At 67.8% G+C, this 21,203-nt stretch carries 18 protein-coding genes; 10 read left to right on the top strand and 8 right to left on the bottom strand.

Annotation, left to right across the window (positions count from 1 at the left end; translation table 11 throughout):
• The first annotated feature begins 57 nt into the window (after positions 1 to 57).
• The 3 genes from tsaD to ATE64_RS04430 all read left to right on the top strand — a co-directional run bounded on the left by tsaD (position 58) and on the right by ATE64_RS04430 (position 3,705).
• The gene (gene tsaD / locus ATE64_RS04440; RefSeq protein WP_058454304.1) at positions 58 to 1,092 is read left to right on the top strand and encodes a tRNA (adenosine(37)-N6)-threonylcarbamoyltransferase complex transferase subunit TsaD; all 1,035 of its coding nucleotides are present in this window, start codon (positions 58 to 60) and stop codon (positions 1,090 to 1,092) included.
• Entirely contained in the window at positions 1,089 to 2,096 is a 1,008-nt protein-coding gene (locus ATE64_RS04435) for an NAD(P)H-dependent glycerol-3-phosphate dehydrogenase (protein WP_231729211.1), read from the top strand. Before tsaD ends, ATE64_RS04435 begins: the two co-directional genes overlap by 4 nt.
• A 73-nt stretch (positions 2,097 to 2,169) precedes the next feature.
• Positions 2,170 to 3,705, top strand: a complete 1,536-nt coding sequence (locus ATE64_RS04430; protein ID WP_058454305.1) for a lipopolysaccharide biosynthesis protein — start codon at positions 2,170 to 2,172, stop codon at positions 3,703 to 3,705.
• 1 nt (position 3,706) lies between these two features.
• Here ATE64_RS04430 and ATE64_RS04425 read toward each other — a convergent pair whose 3' ends face one another.
• On the bottom strand, positions 3,707 to 3,964 hold the full coding sequence (locus ATE64_RS04425; RefSeq protein WP_058454306.1) for a hypothetical protein: 258 nt from the start codon (positions 3,962 to 3,964) through the stop codon (positions 3,707 to 3,709).
• Positions 3,965 to 4,036: 72 nt separating this feature from the next.
• Positions 4,037 to 5,035: an adenosine kinase gene (locus ATE64_RS04420; protein WP_058454307.1), complete on the bottom strand. Its 999-nt coding sequence runs from the start codon at positions 5,033 to 5,035 to the stop codon at positions 4,037 to 4,039.
• A gap of 74 nt (positions 5,036 to 5,109) precedes the next feature.
• Between ATE64_RS04420 and ATE64_RS04415 the strand changes: the two genes are divergently transcribed.
• On the top strand, positions 5,110 to 5,826 hold the full coding sequence (locus ATE64_RS04415) for an EI24 domain-containing protein (protein ID WP_331458577.1): 717 nt from the start codon (positions 5,110 to 5,112) through the stop codon (positions 5,824 to 5,826).
• On the top strand, positions 5,823 to 6,191 hold the full coding sequence (locus ATE64_RS04410; RefSeq protein WP_058454308.1) for a hypothetical protein: 369 nt from the start codon (positions 5,823 to 5,825) through the stop codon (positions 6,189 to 6,191). Before ATE64_RS04415 ends, ATE64_RS04410 begins: the two co-directional genes overlap by 4 nt.
• Before the next feature lie 2 nt (positions 6,192 to 6,193).
• Here ATE64_RS04410 and queG read toward each other — a convergent pair whose 3' ends face one another.
• A complete protein-coding gene (queG, locus tag ATE64_RS04405) occupies positions 6,194 to 7,255 on the bottom strand; it encodes a tRNA epoxyqueuosine(34) reductase QueG (protein ID WP_058454309.1) in 1,062 nt (353 codons plus the stop codon).
• Positions 7,256 to 7,322: 67 nt separating this feature from the next.
• Between queG and ATE64_RS04400 the strand changes: the two genes are divergently transcribed.
• From ATE64_RS04400 to msrB, 5 genes are all read left to right on the top strand, one after another.
• Positions 7,323 to 8,273, top strand: coding sequence for an ATP-binding cassette domain-containing protein (locus ATE64_RS04400; RefSeq protein ID WP_082657572.1), 951 nt, complete (start codon positions 7,323 to 7,325; stop codon positions 8,271 to 8,273).
• Positions 8,270 to 9,514, top strand: coding sequence for an ABC transporter permease (locus ATE64_RS04395; protein ID WP_058454311.1), 1,245 nt, complete (start codon positions 8,270 to 8,272; stop codon positions 9,512 to 9,514). The genes ATE64_RS04400 and ATE64_RS04395 overlap by 4 nt, the downstream gene beginning before the upstream one ends.
• A gap of 82 nt (positions 9,515 to 9,596) precedes the next feature.
• On the top strand, positions 9,597 to 10,964 hold the full coding sequence (locus tag ATE64_RS04390) for a DUF6438 domain-containing protein (protein ID WP_331458784.1): 1,368 nt from the start codon (positions 9,597 to 9,599) through the stop codon (positions 10,962 to 10,964).
• 141 nt (positions 10,965 to 11,105) lie between these two features.
• Positions 11,106 to 12,362, top strand: coding sequence for a cytochrome P450 (locus tag ATE64_RS04385; protein ID WP_058454313.1), 1,257 nt, complete (start codon positions 11,106 to 11,108; stop codon positions 12,360 to 12,362).
• A 58-nt stretch (positions 12,363 to 12,420) separates the two neighbouring features.
• Positions 12,421 to 12,909, top strand: a complete 489-nt coding sequence (gene msrB / locus ATE64_RS04380) for a peptide-methionine (R)-S-oxide reductase MsrB (protein ID WP_082657571.1) — start codon at positions 12,421 to 12,423, stop codon at positions 12,907 to 12,909.
• A gap of 4 nt (positions 12,910 to 12,913) precedes the next feature.
• Here the strand turns inward: msrB and ATE64_RS04375 are convergent, their stop codons facing one another.
• The 5 genes from ATE64_RS04375 to ATE64_RS04355 form a co-directional block, all read right to left on the bottom strand.
• Positions 12,914 to 14,776, bottom strand: a complete 1,863-nt coding sequence (locus ATE64_RS04375) for a hypothetical protein (RefSeq protein ID WP_058454314.1) — start codon at positions 14,774 to 14,776, stop codon at positions 12,914 to 12,916.
• Complete coding sequence (locus tag ATE64_RS04370; RefSeq protein ID WP_331458578.1) at positions 14,773 to 15,207, bottom strand: GtrA family protein; 435 nt, start codon at positions 15,205 to 15,207, stop codon at positions 14,773 to 14,775. Before ATE64_RS04370 ends, ATE64_RS04375 begins: the two co-directional genes overlap by 4 nt.
• A gap of 23 nt (positions 15,208 to 15,230) precedes the next feature.
• On the bottom strand, positions 15,231 to 16,766 hold the full coding sequence (locus ATE64_RS04365; RefSeq protein ID WP_058454315.1) for an NAD(P)/FAD-dependent oxidoreductase: 1,536 nt from the start codon (positions 16,764 to 16,766) through the stop codon (positions 15,231 to 15,233).
• A gap of 749 nt (positions 16,767 to 17,515) precedes the next feature.
• Positions 17,516 to 20,296, bottom strand: coding sequence for a carboxypeptidase-like regulatory domain-containing protein (locus ATE64_RS04360; RefSeq protein ID WP_058454316.1), 2,781 nt, complete (start codon positions 20,294 to 20,296; stop codon positions 17,516 to 17,518).
• Between the two features lie 33 nt (positions 20,297 to 20,329).
• On the bottom strand, positions 20,330 to 21,166 hold the full coding sequence (locus ATE64_RS04355; protein WP_058454317.1) for a hypothetical protein: 837 nt from the start codon (positions 21,164 to 21,166) through the stop codon (positions 20,330 to 20,332).
• Positions 21,167 to 21,203: the final 37 nt, after the last annotated feature.

Genomic DNA, 21,203 nt, shown 5'->3' with positions numbered 1-21,203 from the left:
ATCTCTCTCTCTCCCTTGCCCTGCCCGCAATGGGGCGGGTAAAGGGCGCGCTATCATATGACTCTCATCCTCGGCCTCGAATCGAGCTGCGACGAAACCGCGGCAGCGCTCGTCGACAGCAACCGGCGCGTGCTTGCGCACCGCGTCGCGGGGCAGGAGGCCGAACATCAGCCCTATGGCGGGGTCGTCCCCGAAATCGCCGCGCGCGCGCATGTCGACCGGCTCGCGCCGCTCGTCGAGGGCGTCCTCGCCGACGCGGGCGTCACGCTCGCCGATGTCGACGCGATTGCCGCGACCGCGGGCCCGGGCCTGATCGGCGGCGTGATGGTGGGGCTCGTCACCGGCAAGGCGCTCGCGCACGCCGCTAACAAGCCGCTCGTCGCGGTCAACCATCTCGAAGGCCATGCGCTGAGCCCGCGGCTCACCGACGCCGCGCTCGAATTTCCCTATCTGCTGCTGCTCGTATCGGGCGGCCATTGCCAGTTGCTGCTCGTCGAAGGCGTCGGCGCCTATCGCCGCCTTGCCACCACGATCGACGACGCCGCGGGCGAAGCCTTCGACAAGACCGCGAAGTTGCTCGGGCTCGGCTATCCGGGCGGCCCCGCGGTCGAGCGCGCGGCGCAGAGCGGCGATCCGACCGCGGTGCCGCTGCCGCGCCCGCTCGTCGGCAGCGCCGAGCCGCATTTCTCCTTCGCCGGGCTCAAGAGCGCGGTCGCACGCGCCGCCGCGTCGGGTGCGCATAGCGTCCCCAACCTCGCCGCCTCCTTCCAGCAGGCGGTCGTCGACTGTCTCGTCGATCGCAGCCGCATCGCGCTCGCGGCGTGTCCCGAGGCGACCGCCTTCGTCGTCGCGGGCGGCGTTGCGGCGAACGGCGCGATCCGCACCGCGCTCACCGAACTCGCAAGCCGCTTCGACAAGCCCTTCGTCGCGCCGCCGCTCTGGCTCTGCACCGACAATGGCGCGATGATCGCCTGGGCGGGCGCCGAGCGCTTCGCCGCGGGGCTCACCGATCCGCTCGATACCGCCGCGCGCCCGCGCTGGCCGCTCGATCCGGAGGCCGAAGCCGTGCGCGGCGCCGGAGTGAAAGCATGACGCGTGAAGGCATGACATCATATTCGAACTTCGGCGTCGTCGGCGGCGGCGCGTGGGGCACCGCGCTCGCACAGATGCTCGCCGCCGACGGCGCGCCGGTGCGCCTCTGGGCGCGCGAGGAGGAGGTTGTCGCCGCGATCAACGCCGAACATCGCAACCCGCTCTTCTTGCCGGACGCAGCGCTTTCGTCCTCGCTGACCGCGACGGGAACGCTCGCCGATCTCGCCGCCTGCGATGCGCTGCTCGTCGTCGTCCCCGTGCCCTTTCTGCGCGCGGTTCTGACCGATCTACCCGCAGGCGACGCGCCGCTGATCTTTTGCAGCAAGGGTATGGAGGCCGAGAGCTTCGCCTTCCCGATCGACATCGCCAAACAGCTTTGCCCCGCGAGGCCGCTCGCGGTGCTCTCGGGCCCGACCTTTGCGCACGAGGTCGCCGCCGGCCTGCCAACCGCGATCACGCTCGCCGCCGCCGACACAGCGGCCGCCGAGGCCATCGCCGGGTCGCTCGCGCGTCCGCATTTCCGTCCCTATGTGTCGGCCGACATGATCGGCGCCGAGATCGGCGGGGCGGTCAAGAATATCCTCGCGATCGCGTGCGGCATTGTCGACGGTGCCGGGCTCGGCCTCAACGCACGCGCTGCGCTGATCAGCCGGGGTTTTGCCGAAATGACGCGGTTCGGCCTGTCGCGCGGCGCGCAGGCGGAAACGCTCGCCGGGCTCGCCGGACTCGGCGATCTCGTCCTCACCTGCACCTCGTCCAATTCGCGCAACTTCGCGCTCGGCCAGGGTCTCGGGCGCGGCGAGGAGGCTGCCCGACTGATGGCCGACCGCCGCACGGTGGCCGAAGGCGCGTTCAGCGCGCCCGTGATCGCCGCGGCGGCGCGCGCCGACGGCATCGACATGCCGATTACCGACGCCGTGGCGCGGCTCGTCGCGGGCGAGATTCGCGCGGGCGAAGCGATTCAGGCCCTGCTCAGCCGGCCGCTCCGACCAGAGGGCCGATGAGTCTTTTGCACCGATTGCCTGCCCCGCACCCCCGCGCTAGATTGCGCGGGGACATGCAGAAGGGGCGCCAGGCTTGAGCCACACGGACAGCGCGACCGCGCGCACCCCCGATTCGTCCGCTACTGCGCCACAGGCCGAGGCGGATACCGCGGCGCTTGCCAAGGGCGGACGCACCAATTTTTTCGGCTTCGTTCTGCGCCTCGTCGCGCGCCTGCCCTTCCTCTATTTCGCCGGGCGCTGGTACGGGCCCGAGGCGGTCGGGCGCTTCGCCTTCGCCGTCCTCGTGATCGAACTCGTCGCGCAGCTCGCGACGCTCGGCCTCAAGCGCGGACTCGCCGAGCAATTGAGCGCGCCGGGCGCCGACCAGCGCACCGTCGTCTGGGACGGCATGTTCGTCGCCTTCCTTGCCTCCGCGGCGGGCTCGGCGATCCTGCTCCTCTTTCCGGGGCTGATGTTTCCGGCAGGCAGCATCGACGGCACCGACCGCTGGATGGCGCTGCTGATCTTCGCGATCGCGGGCACCGACGTCGCGCTCGCCGCCTGCGCCTATCGCTTCGACGTCGGCGCGACGGTGCGCGCGCGCGCCGTCGTCGAACCGTGGGTGATCAGCATCGCCGCCGCCGGTTTCTGGTTCGTCTCGCCGCGCGACGGGCTGATGCTCTCCTATGGCAGCGCGATGATCGGCGCTTTCCTGACCGCGCTCGTTCCGATGATCCGCCACTATGGCGGGCCCGGCGGCTGGCAACCGCACCCCGCGCACCTCTTTAAAGTTGCGCGGCGCAACGCCCCGCTCGCCGCTGCCGATGCGATCGAATGGGGCACACGCCGCCTCGACCTCTTCATCCTCGGCCAGTTCACCTCGCCGACGATCTACGGCATCTATTATATGGCACAGCAGGTCGCCTCGCTGCCGCAGAAGCTCAAGACCAGCTTCGAACCGATCCTCGGCCCCGTGATCACGCGCAACCTCGCCGAAAAGCGGCTTGCCGCCGTGGCGGCACAGGTCAGCCAGGTCGGCTTCTGGATCATCGCCGCGCAGGCGGGCATCGCGCTCGCGCTCGGCATCCCGGGCGAGGCCGTCATGGGCCTCGTCGGGCCGCAGTTCGTCGGCGGCGCGGGCGCGCTCGCCTTCCTCCTCGCCGCCGAGGTCGTCGCCGCCACCGCGGTCGTCAGCGAGGCCGCGCTCGTCTATGTCGCGCGCCACCGCAACCTGCTGATCAGCCTTGCGACACTCGCGCTGCAGGCGGTGCTCAGCGTCGCGCTGATCCTCGTCGCGCGCTCGATGGGGCTCGACCCGATCTACTATGCCGCCGCGGTCGCACTCGCGCTGATGCTTGCGCTCGGCTTTGCATCGGTGGTCAAGGCGCGGCTGCTCGCGCACATCCTCGGCGCGCCGGTGAACAGCCTGCGCTGGGCGCTCGTCTGGGCAACCGCGGGCGCGACGGTGCTCGGCTGGGGCGCGACCAAGCTCCCCGAATGGGCGGAGCTGCTGATCGGCGTCCCCTTCATCCTCGGCATCTACGCCTGGCTGATCTGGACCCGCGGCTTCGGCCCCGCCGACCGCGCGCTGTTCCGCAAGCACCCCGAGGCCGCGGCGCCGGCCGCCTGACCTAATCGACCGCCTTCTGCGCCGCGTCGCCGACATCCTGTGCGGCGTCGCCGACCTTCTGCGCTGCCTCGGTGATCGCGCCCGTTTCGGTCTTGTCGTTCGCAAGGAACTGAAAGGCGGAAAAGGCCGCGATCACGATCGCGACGAGGACAATCAGGCCAACGCCGATCCCGCCGCCGCGGCGCGGTTCGCGGTCGATGACCGTGGTGGTGTGCGTCGTCCCGTCGGGATCGCGCGTCGTGTGGATTTCGTCGGCCATGGCGAAGCCTCCTTTTTGCACTATGGCGCTAAGGACGCTTCGGCGAACGCAAAAGTTCCCGGGATCCTGACCCTAGCCGAGGCGCGCGGCGACCTTCGCCTTCAGGTCGGTCTGCGCGCGCGGGCCGACTTGCGCGATGATCTCGCGCGCGCACACCGCGCCCATCGTCAGGCAATCCTTGATCGGCCGCCCTTCGGCGAGGCCGGAGAGGAATCCCGCCGCGAACAGGTCGCCCGCGCCCGTCGTGTCGACGACGGTCTCGATCGGCTCGGCGCCGACTTCGGTTCGTGTCCCATCGCGGAGCGCGATCGCGCCGCGCGCACCGCGCGTGACGACAAGCAGCGGCACCTGCGGCGCGATCTTGGCGACCGCCGCCTCGAAATCCTCGGTTTCGGCGAGCGCGCAGATCTCGACCTCGTTCGCAAACAGGATGTCGAACAGCCCCGCGCCGATCAGCTTGCGGAAATCGGCGCCGTGGCGGTCGATGATGAAGGCGTCGGACAGCGTGAAGGCGACCTTTCGCCCCGCCGCGCGCGACACGTCGATCGCGCGGCGCATTGCCGCGCGCGACAGTTCGGGATCCCACAGATAGCCTTCGAGATAGAGGATCTCGGCGTCGGCGATCCACGCCTCGTCGATCATCCGCTGCTCGAGCAGGTGGCTCGCACCGAGGAAGGTGTTCATCGTGCGCTGGCCATCGGGGGTCACGAGGATCAGGCAGCGCGCGGTCGGCGCGCCTTCCTTGAGCGCCGGCGTCTCATACGCGACGCCCAGCGCGCGCAAATCGTGGGTAAAGACATGGCCGAGCTGGTCGTCGGCGACCTGCCCGATGAAGGCGCAGCGTTCGCCGAGCGCCGCCATGCCCGCGAGCGTGTTCGCGGCCGAGCCGCCCGAAACCTCGACCGCGGGCCCCATCGCCGCATAGAGACGTTCGGCCTCGTCGCCGTCGATCAGCCGCATCGACCCCTTGGTCAGGCCCTCGGCCTCGATCAGCGCATCGTCGGCGCGGGCAAGAACATCGACGATGGCGTTGCCAATGGCGACGACGTCGAAACGGGCGGTGGAGGCCATGAAAAATCCTGTGCTGGTCGGGGAAAACTGCCGCGCGCTTTAAGGGCGACAGCGCGTCTAGGCAAGCGCATCGCTTGACGAAGCGGCCCGCCGCGCCCCATCCCCCTATGATGACCCGCACCGTCCACGCCTTCCTGCTTGCCCTCAGGGACTTGCCGAGCCCGCGCGTGATCCGCATCCTCGCGCAAAGTCTTGCGCTCACCCTGCTGATCTTCGCCGCCGCGGGTGCCGCGATCTTCTTCGGCGTGCGCTGGGCGCTCGCGCACTGGCGCTGGCTGGACGGTGCGAGCCTCGACATGGCGGGCGTGCTGATCGCCCTCGCGCTCGTCGTCGGAAGCTGGCTGCTCTTCCGCGCCGTCGCGATCGTCGTCGTCGGGCTGTTCGCCGACGCGATCGTTGCCGATGTCGAGGGGCGCCACTATGCCGCCGCCGCAAGCCGCGCGGTCGATGTCGGCTGGCGGCAGAATATCGCGCTCGCGCTCGCCTCGCTCGGCCGCCTCATCGTCGGCAACCTCCTCGCGCTGCCGCTCTATATCGTCCTGCTCGTCACCGGTATCGGCACCCCGATCCTCGCCCTCGCCGTCAATGCACTGCTGCTCGGCCGCGATCTCGAGGCGATGGTGCTTGCGCGCCACCCCGACCGGCCGCGCTTCGACCGGCCGACACGCTGGTCGCTCGGCCTGCTGTCCGCCGCAAGCTTCCTGGTGCCCGTCGCCAATCTGTTGGCCCCGATCCTGAGCGCCGCTATGGCCGTCCATCTTTTGCACCTGAGCGACGGGAAACCGCGATGAAACTGGTCCGGCTGCTGCCGACGATCCTGCTTGCAGCCGCCCTGGCGGGCTGCGGAACCACCGCCGTACCGCGCCCGGCGCGGCCGGTCGCCGCGCCGCCACCCGTCACCCCGCGTATCGTCCAGCACAACAGCCTCGTCGGCCAGCGTGCCGGCGCGGCGCTGTCGCAATTCGGCAAGCCGCGCCTCGACGTCGCCGAGGGTGCCGGCCGCAAGCTGCAGTTCGCGGGCACCGCCTGTATCCTCGACATCTATTATTACGCCCCGAAACAGGGTGCCGAGCCGGTTGCGACGCACGTCGACGCCCGCACGCCCGAGGGGCGCGATGCCAATGTCGACAGCTGCGTGAACGCGCTCAGGCGCTGACGTCAGGACGCCAGTTCGGCAAGCGCCCACGCCGCCGCATCGGCCACCATCGGCGATTCGTCCTGCGTCAGCGCTTCCAGCCGCGCCCGGAATCGCGCATCGCCGCTGTTTCCCGCCGCGATCGCGGCATTGCGCACCATCCGCCCGCGTCCGATCCGCTTGATCGGCGACCCCGCGAACACCTGCCGGAACCCCGCATCGTCGAGCGCGAGAAGGTCGGCGATCGCCGGGGCGACCAGTTCGCCGCGCGGCAGGAAGGCCTTGTGCCGCGCCGCCGTGTCGGCGAACTTGTTCCACGGGCACACCGCAAGGCAATCGTCGCAGCCATAGACGCGGTTGCCGATGCCGCGCCGCAGCTCGACCGGGATCGGCCCGTCATGCTCGATCGTGAGGTAGGAGATACAGCGCCGCGCATCGAGGCGGTAGGGCGCGGGAAAGGCATCGGTCGGGCACGCCTGCTGGCACGCGGCGCAGCTGCCGCAACGATCGCGGCCTGCAACCGAGGGTGCAAGGTCGAGCGTCGTATAGATCGCGCCAAGGAACAGCCAGCTGCCATGCTCGCGGCTGACCAGATTGGTATGCTTGCCCTGCCAGCCGAGCCCGGCCGCCGCCGACAGCGGCTTTTCCATCACCGGCGCGGTGTCGACGAACACCTTGACCTCTGCCTCCTTCGCCTCGGCGACGAGCCAGCGCGCGACGGCTTTCAGCGCTTTCTTGACGACGTCATGATAGTCGGCGCCCTGCGCGTAAACCGAGATGCGGCCGCGTGTCGGAACCTCCGCCAGCGCCAGCGGATCGACCTCGGGCGCATAACTCATGCCGAGCGCGATCACCGACCGCACCTCGGGCCACAGCCCTTGCGGCGACCCGCGCTGGCTGCTGCGGCTTTCCATCCAGATCATGTCGCCGTGGCATCCCTCGGCCAGCCAGCGGTCGAGCCGCGCCGCGGTTTCGGGCGCCGCGTCGGCGCGCGCGATCCCGAAGGCAGCAAAGCCGTGCGCGCGCGCGACCGCTTCGAGCCGCTGTTCGAGCGTTTCGGGGTGAGGCAAGGCTTCGGCAACCATTGGCGCTCTATACGGCAACCGCCTGTCCGTGCCATAGACGGCGTGACCGAAGATCGGGGACCAGCGTTTGACCGACTACAGCGTCGAGGCCGATGGCCTCACCAAATATTTCGACAGCTTCAAGGCGGTCGACCATGTGTCGCTTCAGGTGCCTGAGGGCAGCATCTATGGCGTGCTCGGACCCAATGGCGCGGGCAAGACGACCAGCCTGCGCATGACCCTCGGCATCATCGACCCCGACGAGGGCACGAGCCGCCTGCTCGGCGGCCACAAGCCGCAATCGGTGCGCCATCGCATCGGCTATCTCCCTGAGGAACGCGGGCTTTATCCGGGCATGAAGGCGCGCGAGGCGATCGCCTTCATGGGCGCGCTGCGCGGGCTCGACTGGTCGGAGGGACGCCGCCGGGCCGCGACCTTCATGACCGAACTCGGCCTCGAACGCGTGATCGACGAAAAGATCCGCAAGATGTCGAAGGGCATGGCGCAAATGGTCCAGCTGATCGGCTCGATCGTCCACGCCCCCGATCTGATCGTCCTCGACGAGCCCTTCTCGGGGCTCGACCCGGTCAACCAGGAACGGCTCGAAATGCTCGTCCGGCGCGAACGCGACCGCGGCGCGACGATCCTCTTCTCTACGCATGTCATGGCGCACGCCGAACGGCTCTGCGACCGGCTCGCGATCATCGCGCGCTCGCAGCGCCGCTTCGAGGGGACCGTCGACGAAGCGCGCGCGCTGCTGCCGATGCAGGTGCGCTATACGCCGCGCGACGGTAGCGACGCCGTCGCGGCGCTGCTTCCCTCGGCGGCGATGCGCAAGGGCGACGCGTGGCATTTCGCCATCGAGGATGGCGAGGTCGAACCGCTGTTGGCGCGAATCACGGCGAGCGGGCACGGCGTCGCGGGCCTGTCGATCGCGCGCCCGGCGCTTCACGACGCCTTCGTCCATATCGTGCGGCAGGTGGACGCGGGTTTCGACGCCTCGCCCGAAAACGACGCGATCGAGGAGGCCGCGGCATGAACGCCTTCCTCAGGAATATGCGCGTCGTCGCGCGCCGCGATTTCCTCGCCATCGTCGCGACGCCGACCTTCCTGCTCTTCCTGCTCGCGCCGCTGTTCATGCTGGCCATGGGGCTTGCCGGCGGTACCGGCGCCGCGCAGCTCGCCGACAGCGCGCGCGGCGCGGGGCGGATCGTCGCGATCGCCGATGCTGCCGATATCGAAGTGCTGCGCACTGCCGATGCCCGGCTGCGCGCCGCGATGCCGCGCGAACCAGCGGTTCTTGTGCTCCGCGTCGTGTCCCCGGCCGCCGATCCGGTCGCCATCGCGCGCGAGAAGGGCAGCGACACCTATGCGGTGATGAGCGGACCGCTCGCCGCGCCGCGCATCGTCGAGCGCGAACCGGGCACCAGTCCGGGACGCTATCTCGTCCTCCTCGCCACCGAGGTGCAACGCGCGCGCGCCGCCGGGCCGCTGCCACCCGTGGCGCCGCGCTTCGAAAGCCTGTCGAACGGCGGCAACAGCATTGCGGCGCAGCAGACCCTGGCCTTTGTCGCGGTGTTCACCATCTTCCTCCTGACCTTGCTGCTCGCGGGCCAGACGGTGAGCTCGCTCGCCGAGGAAAAGGGCAACAAGGTCATCGAGATTCTCGCCGCTGCAGTGCCGCTCGAAAGCGTCTTCCTCGGCAAGCTGCTCGGGATGCTCGGCGTCGCGATACTCTTCATCGCCTTCTGGTTCGCGCTCGCGATGGGCGGCGGATTTCTCTACGCGCTTCAGGCCGACCCCGCCGCCATCGCGGCGGCCGGCGCCGCCGCGGGCGCCGCCAAGCCCGCGCTGATGGCCGCGCCCGCGACGGGCTGGCTCTTCTTCCTCGGCATCTCGCTCGCCTATTTCATCATGGCCTTCCTGCTTTTGGGCGCGGCGTTTCTCGGCGTCGGCGCGCAGGCGGCGACGGTGCGCGAGATCCAGATGCTCAGCCTGCCGATCACCATCTTCCAAGTCGGCATGTTCAGCCTCTCGGCCGCGGCGGCGAGCGCCCCCGGCACCGGCCTCGCCCGCTTCGCGCAGATCTTCCCCTTTTCGTCGCCCTTCGCGATGGCAGCGCGCGCCGCTACCGACGATGCGGTCGGCGTCCACCTGCTCGCGCTCGGCTGGCAGGCCATCTGGGTCGCGCTCACCGTCTATCTCTCGGTCCGCCTGTTCCGCGCCGGCGTGCTCAGCAGCGGCAGCGGCTGGAAATTCTGGAAGAAGAAGCGGACCTAGGCTGGCCGCTTTCGAACGATTGCGGACATTCGTCCTTTGTTTGATAAGCAAGCGCGTGTGAACGGAGTGCAGGAGTGCAAATTTGCGAGCCATCTTGATTGGAATTTGCAGTTTGTTGCTAAGCGCTTGCCATTTCTTGAGTGCGCCCTTTCCTGATGTAAACAAGGATAAGCTTGTAATCAGCCTTCAAAGGACTGCCTGCTTCGGATCGTGTCCAGATTACAAAGTTACAATCACAGGACGCGGTCGCGTGGTTTTTGAAACCACGCCAAATCTCGATCCCGATGATGTCGCCAATATTCATCGCGCGTACTCGACAGAAAGCGGCGTCCGAGTCCCCGGCACTCACGAGACAACCATAGAGACGCAGGCGATCGAACAACTTGTGGCGCAATTCGAAGAGGCACGATTTTTCACCCTTCGCGACGAGTATCGCGCCGAGGTTACCGACAATCCAACCTATGTGGTGACGATTGATACTGGAAACGGCAAGAAATCGATCGTCGACTATGTCGGCGAGAAAGCAGGGATGCCCGCGTCGGTAACAGCGCTTCAGGATGCAATTGATGCAGCAGCAGGAACTAATCGCTGGATCGAGGGAACACCCCAGGTCATCCCGATGCTTCAAGAAGAGGGCGCTGACTTCGCAGGTACTTTGGGGCTCGAACTCATGGATGCTGCGGCAGAGCGCAACGACGTGGGGACGATGCAGCGTTTGAAGGGTTTGGGAGCCCCGATTTTTCTTGCCGAAGGGCCAAGCCCACTGAGAACAGCAATCTACGAAGGCCATGGCGATGCGATCAAATGGCTGATTGCTAACGGAGGCATTGCAGACAAAGCGCAGTGGAAGAGCGCACTGCAGGCGGCAGTGGATTCCGATAATCACGCCGCGTACGACGCTCTGTATCAGCCGCAGAGTTCCAGTGGGATTGACCGCGCCTTCGCAACAAGGCTTCTAACGAGTGCTGCAGCGAACGCAGACCCCCAGATTGTTAGCGACATGCTCCGACTGGGGGCGAACCCGAACGGAGATAACGGTAGTCGCTTGCCAAGCGACCCTCCACTTTTTGAAGCTGCCAACGGTGTGATGAGCAATGACGAAAAGCATCCTGCCACCACCGATCGCAGAGCAGTCATACGGCTGCTATTGGATGCGGGAGCAAGCATAAAGCATTGCCAAAACGGCTACTGCGAGAGCATCTTGTGGCAGGTGAGTGATGTTGGCGTCGCGAGACTGTTGTTGGATGCTGGCGCCGATCCGGACTTCAAGGACAATGAAGGAGAACACATCCTTTTCAACATTTCAGATGAAGATGTTGCGCTGTTGCTCATTTCTCGCGGCGCCGACATGGGCGCGGTTAGGCCCTCAGACGGAAAAACCCTGAGAGAGTGGAGCGAGTACGAGAAATGGCCGAAAGTGCTGGCGCTTCTCAATAAATCTGGGCTTTGATGAAAGGCACTTCCAAGAACAGAGGCTGTGTCCGCTTCCCACCCCAAGACTGACTCCCTCGGCTCCATTGACAAAGTTGTAAATAGTGGCATTCTGCAACTGAATCGGCCGCGGAGACGGCCCAGAGAGGAGCGACCCCCTATGGCCACCCAGATCCGCCCCGCATCCGAAACCGTCAATCCGCTCGACCTCAGCCGCGCCGAGCTGTGGCGTAACGATGTCTGGCAGGAACCGATGCGCCAGCTGCGCGCCGAATCGCCGATCTATTATTGCGAGGATTCGAAGTTCGGTCCCTATTGGTCGGTGACGACCTACAAGCCGATCCAGCATATCGAGGCGCTGCCCAAGATATTCTCTTCGTCGTGGGAATATGGCGGGATCACCGTCGCCGGCGACGGCATCGATCATCTGCAGGAAGGCGATGTGCCGATGCCGATGTTCATCGCGATGGACCCGCCGCAGCACACCGCGCAGCGCCGCACCGTCGCCCCCGCCTTCGGCCCGTCGGAGATCGAGCGGATGCGCGCCGACACCCAGGCGCGCACCGCGGCGCTGATCGACACGCTGCCGGTCGGCAAGCCTTTCGACTGGGTCGAGAAAGTCTCGATCGAACTCACCACCGACATGCTCGCGATCCTGTTCGACTTCCCGTGGGAGGACCGCCACAACCTCACCCGCTGGTCCGATGCGCTCGGCGACATCGAAAGCTTCAGCACCGTCGAGGAACGCCACGCGCGCCTCGCCGTGGCGTTCGAGATGGGCGGCGCATTCAAGCAATTGTGGGACCGCAAAGCGCAGAACCCCGGGAAGCACGACCTCATCTCGATCATGCTGCAGTCCGACGCGATGAAGCATATGAGCGAGAATGAGTTCATGGGGAATCTCATCCTGCTCATCGTCGGCGGCAACGACACGACGCGCAATTCGATGTCGGCCTATGCCTATGGTCTCCACTGTTTCCCGGAGGAACGCGCGAAGCTCGAGGCGAATCACGACCCCGACCTCGCGGTCAACGCGATGCACGAGATCATCCGCTGGCAGACCCCGCTCGCGCACATGCGCCGCACCGCGACCGAGGATACCGAGCTGTTCGGCCACCAGATCAAGAAGCGCGACAAGCTCGCGCTCTGGTACGCTTCGGCGAACCGCGACGAAGAGATATTCCCCGACGGCGACCGGATCATCGTCGACCGCGAGAATGCGCGCCGCCACCTCGCCTTCGGCTATGGCATCCACCGCTGCGTCGGCGCGCGGGTCGCCGAGTTGCAGCTCACGACCTTGATCTCCGAAATGCAGAAGCGCCGCCTGCGCGTGAATGTCATCGGCGAGCCCGAGCGCGTCAACGCCTGCTTCGTCCACGGCTATCGCCACCTGCAGGTCGAGCTCGAGCAATATTGACAGCCGGGCGTAACCGGGCGCAGCCTCGCCGCGTATCCCGGTCATGAGGAAGCCCGATATGATCGAACGCCGCTATATCCTGTCCGGCCTCGCACTCGGCGGCGCGCTGATCGCCGCGCCGATGCTGTTCGCCAAGCCCGGCAAGCGCCCGCTCGCCGAACCCGGCTGGCGGCTGACCGACGCAGAATGGGCGAAGCGACTGACCCCGATGCAGTTTCGCGTCCTGCGCGAGGCGGCGACCGAGCGTCCCTTCACCAGCGCGCTCAACACGGAGCATCGCCGCGGCACCTTCGTCTGCGCGGGCTGCGCGCTGCCGCTCTATGCGAGCCAGACCAAATATGACAGCGGCACCGGCTGGCCGAGCTTCTATGCGCCGCTGAAGGGCGCCATCGCGACCTCGACCGACTATGAGCTCGGCTATCCCAGGACCGAGGTGCATTGCCGCCGCTGCGGCGGCCATCTCGGCCATGTCTTCAACGACGGGCCGAAGCCGACCGGCAAGCGCTATTGCATGAACGGCGCGGCGCTGGGGTTCCGCCCCGCCTGACCCGTCAGGACGCCGGCTTCACCCGCCAGACCGCCAGGCTGCTGCCCGCGGGCATCGCGACGGGTTCGAGCCAGCCCGGCGCCTTCCCCGCATAAAGCTGCGCCGCCAGCCCCTGCTTCGCCTCGCGCCGGTAGCGCGTGAAATCATTCGCCCCGGCGCAATAGACGATCAGGCTCGCCTGCTGCTTGCGGACCAGCGCCTCGGCCTTCGCCGGATCGCCGGTGAAGACGCGCAGCGTGTCGGCCATCGCCTCCTTGTTGCGGTGATGCGGGGTCGCGACCATCGCATGGTGCGTCCAGAAGATCAGCGGCGCGCCGAGGTCGATCGGGGTGAGCAGCGTCGCCTTCGGCATATGGTTGAGCGCCGCGATCGTCGGCGGATCGACGCACGTCCGCTTCGCCACCGACGCGTCGACCGCGCGCGGATCGGCCTTGACCGCCGGGAAAACAAGCCCCGCGAGCCCGGCGACCGCAAGGCTGCCGAGCATCGGCAGCGTCAGCGCCGCGAGCGCCGACGCGATCACGCGCGGCAGCAGCGCCGCGATCTGCCGCGCGCGCAGCCAGCCGCGAAGGCCAAGCCACGCCGAACCCGGAATCGCGAACAGATGCGCGGTCCCGGCGCTGCGCAGCACGAGCAGCGACAACGCCGACGCGCCGGCCAGCGCGACGATCACCGTCGTCCACGCGCGGCGGTCCTCGGCCGTCTTGCCGGCGCGCCAGGCAAACAGCGATCCGATGAGCCCGATGAGCCACGGCACGACGACGAAAAAGACCGAATGCGGCGGCGAGGCCCAGACCGGCTGGCCCTCGAGGACGTTGCGATACCAGTAATGGACGACGATCGGGTCGAGCGTCGCAAAGGGTCCGGCCGCGCACAGCGGTTCGATCGCCACCAGCGCCGCGGCCGCGAGCACCCCCGCGCCGCCGAGCGCCGCGAAGCGCACCCAGCGCCGCGCCGGATCGACCGCCGCAATCGCCAGCACCGCGACGGCTGCGACGGCGAAGGCGCCGAGATAGGGCGCCGACAGCGAATCGCACCAGCGTCCGACCAATCCCATCGGCCCGCGCGTCAGAAACTGGAAGAATAGCGCCCCGCCCGCGAGGCCTGCCATATAGCCGGTCAGGCGCGCGCGATCGTCGGCGCGCGCGTGCAGCGCCCAGCGCAGCGCGCAAAGCCCCGCGAACAGCGCGACGACGGGCAGCCCCTCGATCGAGATCGCGAGCAGCACCGCGCCGCACGCCCCGGCGATCAGCCCTGCCTGCCGGCTCGCCGGACGCAGCGCCTGCCACAGGATCAGCATCGCGAGGAAAATCTGCCAGCCATGATGGTCGACGCGCAGCGGGCGCAGCTGCACGACGATGAAACCCGCGGTGACAAGATAGAGCGGCGCGACATAGGCGATGCGCTTGTCGGGCAAATTCCGGTAGCCGAGCGCGCAGGCGACGCTGAGCGCAGCGCCGAGCAGCGGCGGCCAGACCGTCATCACCACCTTCTCCGCCAGCGCCTGCCCGAGTAGCGGCTTCAGCAACCAGATGCCGAGCGCGATCGGCGCATCGACGATCCGCGACCAGTGCATCAACACCCCGCCGCCCGCCGGATTGACACGATATTGGGTGAGATCCCACCAACCCTGCCCGGCGAGCAGATCGCGCACCTGCGCCATGCGCATCGCGTCGTCGGTGTCGCTGAGTTCGAGGATCTGGATCGCGTGCCACTGCGCGATCACCGCGACGATGCTCATCGCGGTCCACACGATCAGCGCGATTCGCAGCGGCGTGAACCAGGGCGAAAAGCCTCCCGCCACCGATTCGGGCGCGCCGTCGGTCGCGGCGGCGCCCTCCGCGAAGGGACGCGCGGCGGTGCTCATGCCGCGGCGGCCCGGAAAACGATATGGCGGCGAAGCAGATAGGTGGTCTGGAAGCTGACAAGGATCGCCGCAAGCTTCGCAAGCCGCGGGTCGAGCCCCATCGCGGTGCCGACCCCGACGATCGCGGTCGTGATCGCCAGCCCGACCAGCGCCGACCCGACGAAGAGCAGCTTCTGACGGTGGCGCTCGCCCGTGCCGCGCTCGGCGGCGCCGTCGGCGAAGACGAGGCGGCTCGAAATCAGCCAGTGAACGAGGATACCCGCGCAATAACCAACCGCCGACGCCGCCATCGGCGGCAGCCCGGCGTCGAGCAGCACCAGGAACAGCCCCGCGTCGCTGCCGAGCGCGAAACCGCTCGCGAGCAGATAGTTCAGCCAGCGGATCTCGCCGCGGCGAACCGTCGCGATCAGGGTCCGGAGGGTGCGCATCATCGCCGTGACGCCCCGCGCGCTGCTCAGGCGGCCTTGTCGACGCGCGACGGAACCTCGCGAACCGACGCCAGCGCGGCCTGTTCGCCCTCGCTGCCGCTCTCGTGATATTCGGCGTCCTCGTTGACACCCCAGATGTCGTAAACACGCGCGCCGGCGACGATGTTGCGCACCGACAGCATCGCGGTCATCATCGCATGATCCTGGTTGTTGTAACGGTGCATGCCGTTGCGGCCGACCATGTGCAGCGTCGGATAACGCGCTTCGAGTTCGTCGCGCATCGACGCGACATGCGCCGCATAATCGTCGTCATAGACCGGATAGGCCTTTTCCTGCCGCACCACGGCGCCGCCCACGACATCCTTCGGATCGCACAGGCCGAGGATCGCCATTTCGTCGGTCGCAAGCTTGACCAGATCCGCGTCGCTCGACGACCACAGCCCGTCGCCCTCGAAGCAGAAATATTCGAGACCGACGCATGCAAGGTCGGGATCGGGTACCATTTCGGGCGACCAGCTGCGGAAATTCTGGACGCGACCGACCTTCACCTTGCTGTCGTGGATATAGATCCAGTTGTCGGGGAACAGATCCTCCGACCGGATCTTGAGCGCCACGGTCAGGAAGTCGCGATATTTGAGCTTCGGCGCCGCGGTCAGCGCACACGCCGGCAGCGGATGGATACGCGCCGCAAGCTCGCGCATCGGTGCCGAGCTGATCACATGCGCCGCATCGATCACGACGTCGCCGTCGGGGCCGGTCGCGGTCAGCCGCCAGCGGCCCGACACCTGATCCTGCGTCAACTGCTTGAAGCTGTGGCCCATCAGCACATGGTTGCCGCCCGCGCGCACCTTGCCCGCCGCCGCCTCCCACATCATGCCGGGCCCGAGGCGCGGATAGCGGAAGGTTTCGAGCAGGGTCTTGGTCGCCATGCCGTCATTCGGCTTTTTATTGAGCCCGAGGCTGCGCTTCAGTCCGTCGATCACCGCGCCGCCGAGCGAAAGCCCCTTGATCCGCTGTGCCGCCCAGTCCGCCGACATTTCGTCGCACGGCATCCCCCACACCTTCTCGGTATAGGTCTTGAAGAAGATCGAATAGAGCTTGTGTCCGAACTGGTTGACCGTCCAGTCCTCGAAGCTGCGCACCGTCTTGTTCGGCAGCAGCTTCGCCTTGGCATAGCTCACCATGCACAAGGTCGACCGGAAAATCCCGAGGTTCCACAGCGCCTCGAACGCGCGCAGCGGATAGCTGTAGAATTTTCCCTCATAATAGATGCGGCTCATCCGCGGACGCTGGATGAAATCGTCGGGCAGAATCTCGTTCCACAGGTCGACGACTTCCTGCGCCTTCGAAAAGAAGCGGTGGCCGCCGATGTCGAAGCGAAAGCCTTCATGCTCGACCGTGCGGCTGATGCCGCCGACGTAAACGGGATCCTTTTCGATCACCGTCACCTTGTAACCTTCCTTGGTCAGCAGATAGGCGGCCGTCAGCCCCGCGGGCCCGGCGCCGATAATGGCGACATCGGCACTCGTCGGGCGGTTGCTCGGCACTTGGGCGTCGGTCATCAAGAGTCCCCCACAGGCAAATACTTGCTGCGGTCCGCTCTGCGCCGAACATGGATAAAAACTGGTTAACGCGCGCACATTCGGGTGCCGCAGCCCGCCCGATCACGCCCCCGCGTCGGAAAGTCCCCGCCGATCCGGGTTCGATGACCGCTAACGACCGGAAGCGGACCTATCCTGCATCGTCACCCTGAACTTGTTTCAGGGTCCATGGTCTGCCGTTTCCTTCGGCGCGGCGCCGGATGCAAGGCCCGGCCATGGATGCTGAAACAAGTTCAGCATGACGAGCTTGGGGCGACCGCCCCCCCCAATTTAGACATTCCCACTTCGTCATCCCGGACTTGATCCGGGATCCATCGCGGCGTTGAAGTCGTGGACCCCGGATCAAGTCCGGGGTGACGAAGGTCTGGAATCCACCCCAATTCAGACATTCCTTCTCCGTCATCCCGGACTTGATCCGGGATCCATGGCCACCCTCGCCCTCTGGACCCCGGATCAAGTCCGGGGTGACGAGGGGTGACGGGCTGTGACCGCTCGCCACCCCTATCCCGTCATTTGTCGTCGATCGGAAGCTTATGACGGCTACCGACCGATTGCGGCCCTAACCGACCCCGTTCGCATCGAGCGAAGTCGAGGTGCCCCTCGATCCAGGCGCGGCTTCGATGGGTGTCTCGACTTCGCTCGATGCGAACGGAAATAGGGGACGGTCTGGAAACGACCCCTAACCCGCCCATTCCCATCCGCTCCGGGCTTCACGGTACGCCGCTCGCGCCCGGCGGCCCGCGCGCGCGGTTCGCCTCTTCTTCCGCGGCGACGGTTGCCGCAGCTTCGCGCCGCGATGGTTTCAGCGCCAGCGTCCCCAGCCGAACGCGCGGGCTCGCCTTGCCCGGCGCAGCGCCGATGACGAAGGCGGGATCGAGCCGCAACGCACTCGCCGAGGCCTTCGCGATGCGAACCGTGTACCGCCCGTAAGCGACGCTTTCGAACAGGAAATAGCCGTCGAATTCGGTCGCGGTCGTCGCGCGCACGCGCCCTTCGGCATCGACCAGCTCGAGCGTCAGCCCTTCGACGGGATTGCCGCCCTCGCGCACCAGCACGCCCTCGATTTCGCCCGCGGCGGTCATCGGCAGCGCGACGCGCGTCGCCACCCCCGGCCGCGGCGTCACGACGACGCCGGGGACGGCGGGTTGGACATAGGGATCGGGCAGGCTCCCTGCATCGATCCCGATCATCACCGGGCGGAAGGGTTCGAGCCCGTCGACCATCGCGCGGCCGGCCTTGTCGGTCGACGCGGCGATAAAATGACCGCCCGCGGTCAGCGGCACGTCGCCGAGCGCGGCTTCGCCCGGCTGGCGAACGCCATCGCCATTATCGTCCATCCAGACGTCGGCCATCACCTGCCCGCGGCCGCCGAGCTTCTCGCTCGACACGCGCCATCCGCCACGGCCTCCATCGCTTCCGCCCGGACGCGGTCCGAAGCTGAAGGCGAGCGACAGCGACGCCGCGACCGATCCGTCGCTCGCGATCTCGCCAAAGCCCGAAAGCTGCAACTGTTTGAAACGGCGCGAATAACCAGCACCAACGCGCACGCGGTCGAGCCCCTTGTCATAGCCGAGTTCGGCGCGCCATTCGGCGTCGCGCTTCCCCGTCCATTCGGCGATCGCGGTCATGCGCGTGTCGGCCTCCTGCCCGGACAGCGCGAAACGCGCCTCGCCGCGCAGGCGGACGCGTCCGATCCGGGCATTGGCGAGCAGCGTCGCGCTCAGATTGTCGGGCGGGTCGGGGCCACCAGGCGTCCGCGTGCGGCTCCAGTCGAGCTGACCCGTGAAGGTCAGCGCGCGGAAGCTCGCCGATGCGCGGCCCGACGCGGTGAGGCTCGAAACGCCCGACGCCCGGTCGATCTGGCCGAGTTCGAATTGCAGCGGCAGCACCGTTCGCCCCAGCTTCACCGCCTGTTCGACCGAGATCTGGTAGATGCCGGTGACGTTGTTCGCGAGCCGGTCCGACACGAAGCCGCCCCAGCCGCGCATCGCGTCGGCGCGGATATTGGTGTCGCCGAAGGCGGCGAGCCAGCTCGCGCGCAGCGCACTCCCGCCGTCGTCGGCGTGCGCCCCCGCAACTTCGAGCAGCGACGGGCCGATCGCGCGGCGCAGCGCGAGTTCGCCGTAGGTGCGGCGGACATTCTCGATCATCAGGCTGTGGGCATAGGCGGCGATCGAGGTGCGCGTGTCGAGCCCGCGCTCGATCCCCATCGTGCCGCGCCACCCGCGCCGGAACGCGCCGCCGTGGCGCCGGAACTCGATCAGGTCGGTGTCCTCTTCCGCGATCCCGGCCCAGTACCAGCTCTGCTGCGGCGGAATCGAATCGATCCCGACCTGCAACTGCCTGATTTCGCGCCGGACCTGCCCCTGCGGCCCGTACAGGACGATCTCGAAGCGGTTCGATCCATATTGCAGCGGCACGTCGAGAAATTCGTAGCGGCCGTTGCCGTCGGGCGTCGTGAAGGCCAGCAATTGCCCGTTGCGATAGAGTTCGGCGTCCCAGCCCGCGGGCAGGTCGCCGCGAAAGCTCGTCTTGTCGAAGCTGTCGGGGCGCTCGACGGGCCGGTTGGTGAGCACCGCGCCGCGTCCCGGTACATTTTGCGCGACGAGCCCCGTCGACAGCAGGCTGACATCGCCGACGCCGTAATGCGTCGCCTTGAGCGGCCCGAGCAGCCGCCCTTCGGGATCGGTGCGATAGAGCCGCAGCCGCAGGCTGTCGGGCTCGCCCTTCTCGTCCGACGACAGCCGCGCGTCGAAGCTGTGCCTGGCGATCTCACCCGCCGCGAAAATCTCGTAACGCGCCTGCGTGTAGGTACCCCCGCCCGCGCGCTTGTCCGACACCACCCCCGCCGAGGCGACGACATCGACCGAGGGCGTCGCCCACATCTGGTACGGCCGCGTCGCCTGCGGCAGGCTCGCCAGGTCGAAACTCGCCTGCGGCCGCAGCCCCGCCGCGCGCGCACGGCGTTCGGCGGCGAGCTGGAAGGGCAGCTTTTCCTTCGTCTCGATCCGCAGCACCGCGTTCGACAGATCGGCGGCGACCGGCACGCCCAGCCATTTCGACAGCGCATCGAGGTCGACGCACCACCCTGCCGCGGTGTCGCGGATCGTCGTCGCGGCCAGCGGATAGCGCGCGCTCCCGACGCGCACCTCGCCCGCCTCGCGGTCGATCGTCAGGCTCCGCCGCTCGTCGAACACCCACCCGGTTGCGCGGCGCAACTTCCGGTCGACGCGCACCGGCAGGTCGAGCGCGAGCACCATGTCGGCCAGGTCGACGCAAATCCCCTGCGGCGTCTGATATCCGCGCACCCCGTCGCCGAGCCGGTATTGCCCCGACCGCAAGTCGAACAGCCAGCTATCGTCCTCGTTCGGGCTCCACGCGGCGGAAACCTGGGCCGTATCGACGGCATGCGCGCCGGAGGGGACGAGCCCCGCCAGCGCCAGCCCGGCGGCCAGCACCGGTATCCATCGCAGGATCGCCGCGCGGATCATCGTCCGCTCCGCGGGCTCCGCCCGCCCCCCGCGCTATTTCACCACCCGATCGGCCTGGTCGATCGTCGCGCCGCCGACCTCGCGGTCCTCGCTGTAGCGGATGCGCACCGGGCCTTTCAGCGCCGCCGCGACTTCGGGCGGCACGCGCAGCGACACCGTCCGCGACCCGATCTCGGGATAGACCGCGATCCCGCGCGCGAGCAGCAGCGGTTCGCTCGCCCCCGGCCGCGTCACCTCGATATCGCCATAGACCGAGCGGCTGCCCGTCCGCGCCAGATCGAACTCGAACGCCGGCCCGTCGCGCGTGTCGGCGACGCGCGCATCGCCGATCTTCGCCGCGGCGTCGAGGTCGCCGACGCGCACGATCACCGGAATGGTGATGCCGTAAATCGGCGTGAGCGCGATCGACATCCCGCCGCTGGCCGCCTTCACGGCCTCAGGGGCCGACGCCGCCTCGGCCGCCGCATCGGGCACCGCGCGAAACAGCATATGCGCGCGATATTCGCCGGGCGGCAACCCTTCGGGAAGCCGCGCGCCGACGCGGATCACCTGCGGCTGGTTCGGCAGCAGCCGGACGCGCCGGGGGTTGAAGCTGATGATGTCGAGCGCCGCCCGTTCGGCAGCATTGACGTCGGCCTCGGCGATCTCGTCGAGCCCGCCGGCGGCGGTCATCCGCTTGATCTCGAGACTGATGCGATAGGTCGCCGGTTCGCTGCCGATATTGTTGAGCACCACCTCGGTGCCGCGCGATCCGTCGAGGATCACGCGCGTCGGCGCGACGAGCAGGTCGCCCGCGGCAGATGCAGGCGACGCGGCGACGCCAAGCGCAGCCGCAGCGAACAGGCCGATGGCCCGGAACATACGCAACATAGACACGATCCCCACAATCGTTCGGGCGACGGCCGTC

Source organism: Sphingopyxis sp. H073 (genome assembly GCF_001468395.1).
Lineage (GTDB): Bacteria > Pseudomonadota > Alphaproteobacteria > Sphingomonadales > Sphingomonadaceae > Sphingopyxis.
This window is presented reverse-complemented; position numbering and strand designations above follow the sequence as displayed.

What these genes read in the sequence shown, in the direction of transcription:
- tsaD (WP_058454304.1), top strand. Translation starts at nt 58, where the DNA reads ATGACTCTCATCCTCGGCCTCGAATCGAGCTGCGACGAAACCGCGGCA.
- ATE64_RS04435 (WP_231729211.1), top strand. Translation starts at nt 1,089, where the DNA reads ATGACGCGTGAAGGCATGACATCATATTCGAACTTCGGCGTCGTCGGC.
- ATE64_RS04425 (WP_058454306.1), bottom strand. Translation starts at nt 3,964, where the DNA reads ATGGCCGACGAAATCCACACGACGCGCGATCCCGACGGGACGACGCAC.
- ATE64_RS04420 (WP_058454307.1), bottom strand. Translation starts at nt 5,035, where the DNA reads ATGGCCTCCACCGCCCGTTTCGACGTCGTCGCCATTGGCAACGCCATC.
- ATE64_RS04410 (WP_058454308.1), top strand. Translation starts at nt 5,823, where the DNA reads ATGAAACTGGTCCGGCTGCTGCCGACGATCCTGCTTGCAGCCGCCCTG.
- queG (WP_058454309.1), bottom strand. Translation starts at nt 7,255, where the DNA reads ATGGTTGCCGAAGCCTTGCCTCACCCCGAAACGCTCGAACAGCGGCTC.
- ATE64_RS04395 (WP_058454311.1), top strand. Translation starts at nt 8,270, where the DNA reads ATGAACGCCTTCCTCAGGAATATGCGCGTCGTCGCGCGCCGCGATTTC.
- ATE64_RS04385 (WP_058454313.1), top strand. Translation starts at nt 11,106, where the DNA reads ATGGCCACCCAGATCCGCCCCGCATCCGAAACCGTCAATCCGCTCGAC.
- msrB (WP_082657571.1), top strand. Translation starts at nt 12,421, where the DNA reads ATGATCGAACGCCGCTATATCCTGTCCGGCCTCGCACTCGGCGGCGCG.
- ATE64_RS04375 (WP_058454314.1), bottom strand. Translation starts at nt 14,776, where the DNA reads ATGAGCACCGCCGCGCGTCCCTTCGCGGAGGGCGCCGCCGCGACCGAC.
- ATE64_RS04370 (WP_331458578.1), bottom strand. Translation starts at nt 15,207, where the DNA reads ATGATGCGCACCCTCCGGACCCTGATCGCGACGGTTCGCCGCGGCGAG.
- ATE64_RS04365 (WP_058454315.1), bottom strand. Translation starts at nt 16,766, where the DNA reads ATGACCGACGCCCAAGTGCCGAGCAACCGCCCGACGAGTGCCGATGTC.
- ATE64_RS04360 (WP_058454316.1), bottom strand. Translation starts at nt 20,296, where the DNA reads ATGATCCGCGCGGCGATCCTGCGATGGATACCGGTGCTGGCCGCCGGG.
- ATE64_RS04355 (WP_058454317.1), bottom strand. Translation starts at nt 21,166, where the DNA reads ATGTTGCGTATGTTCCGGGCCATCGGCCTGTTCGCTGCGGCTGCGCTT.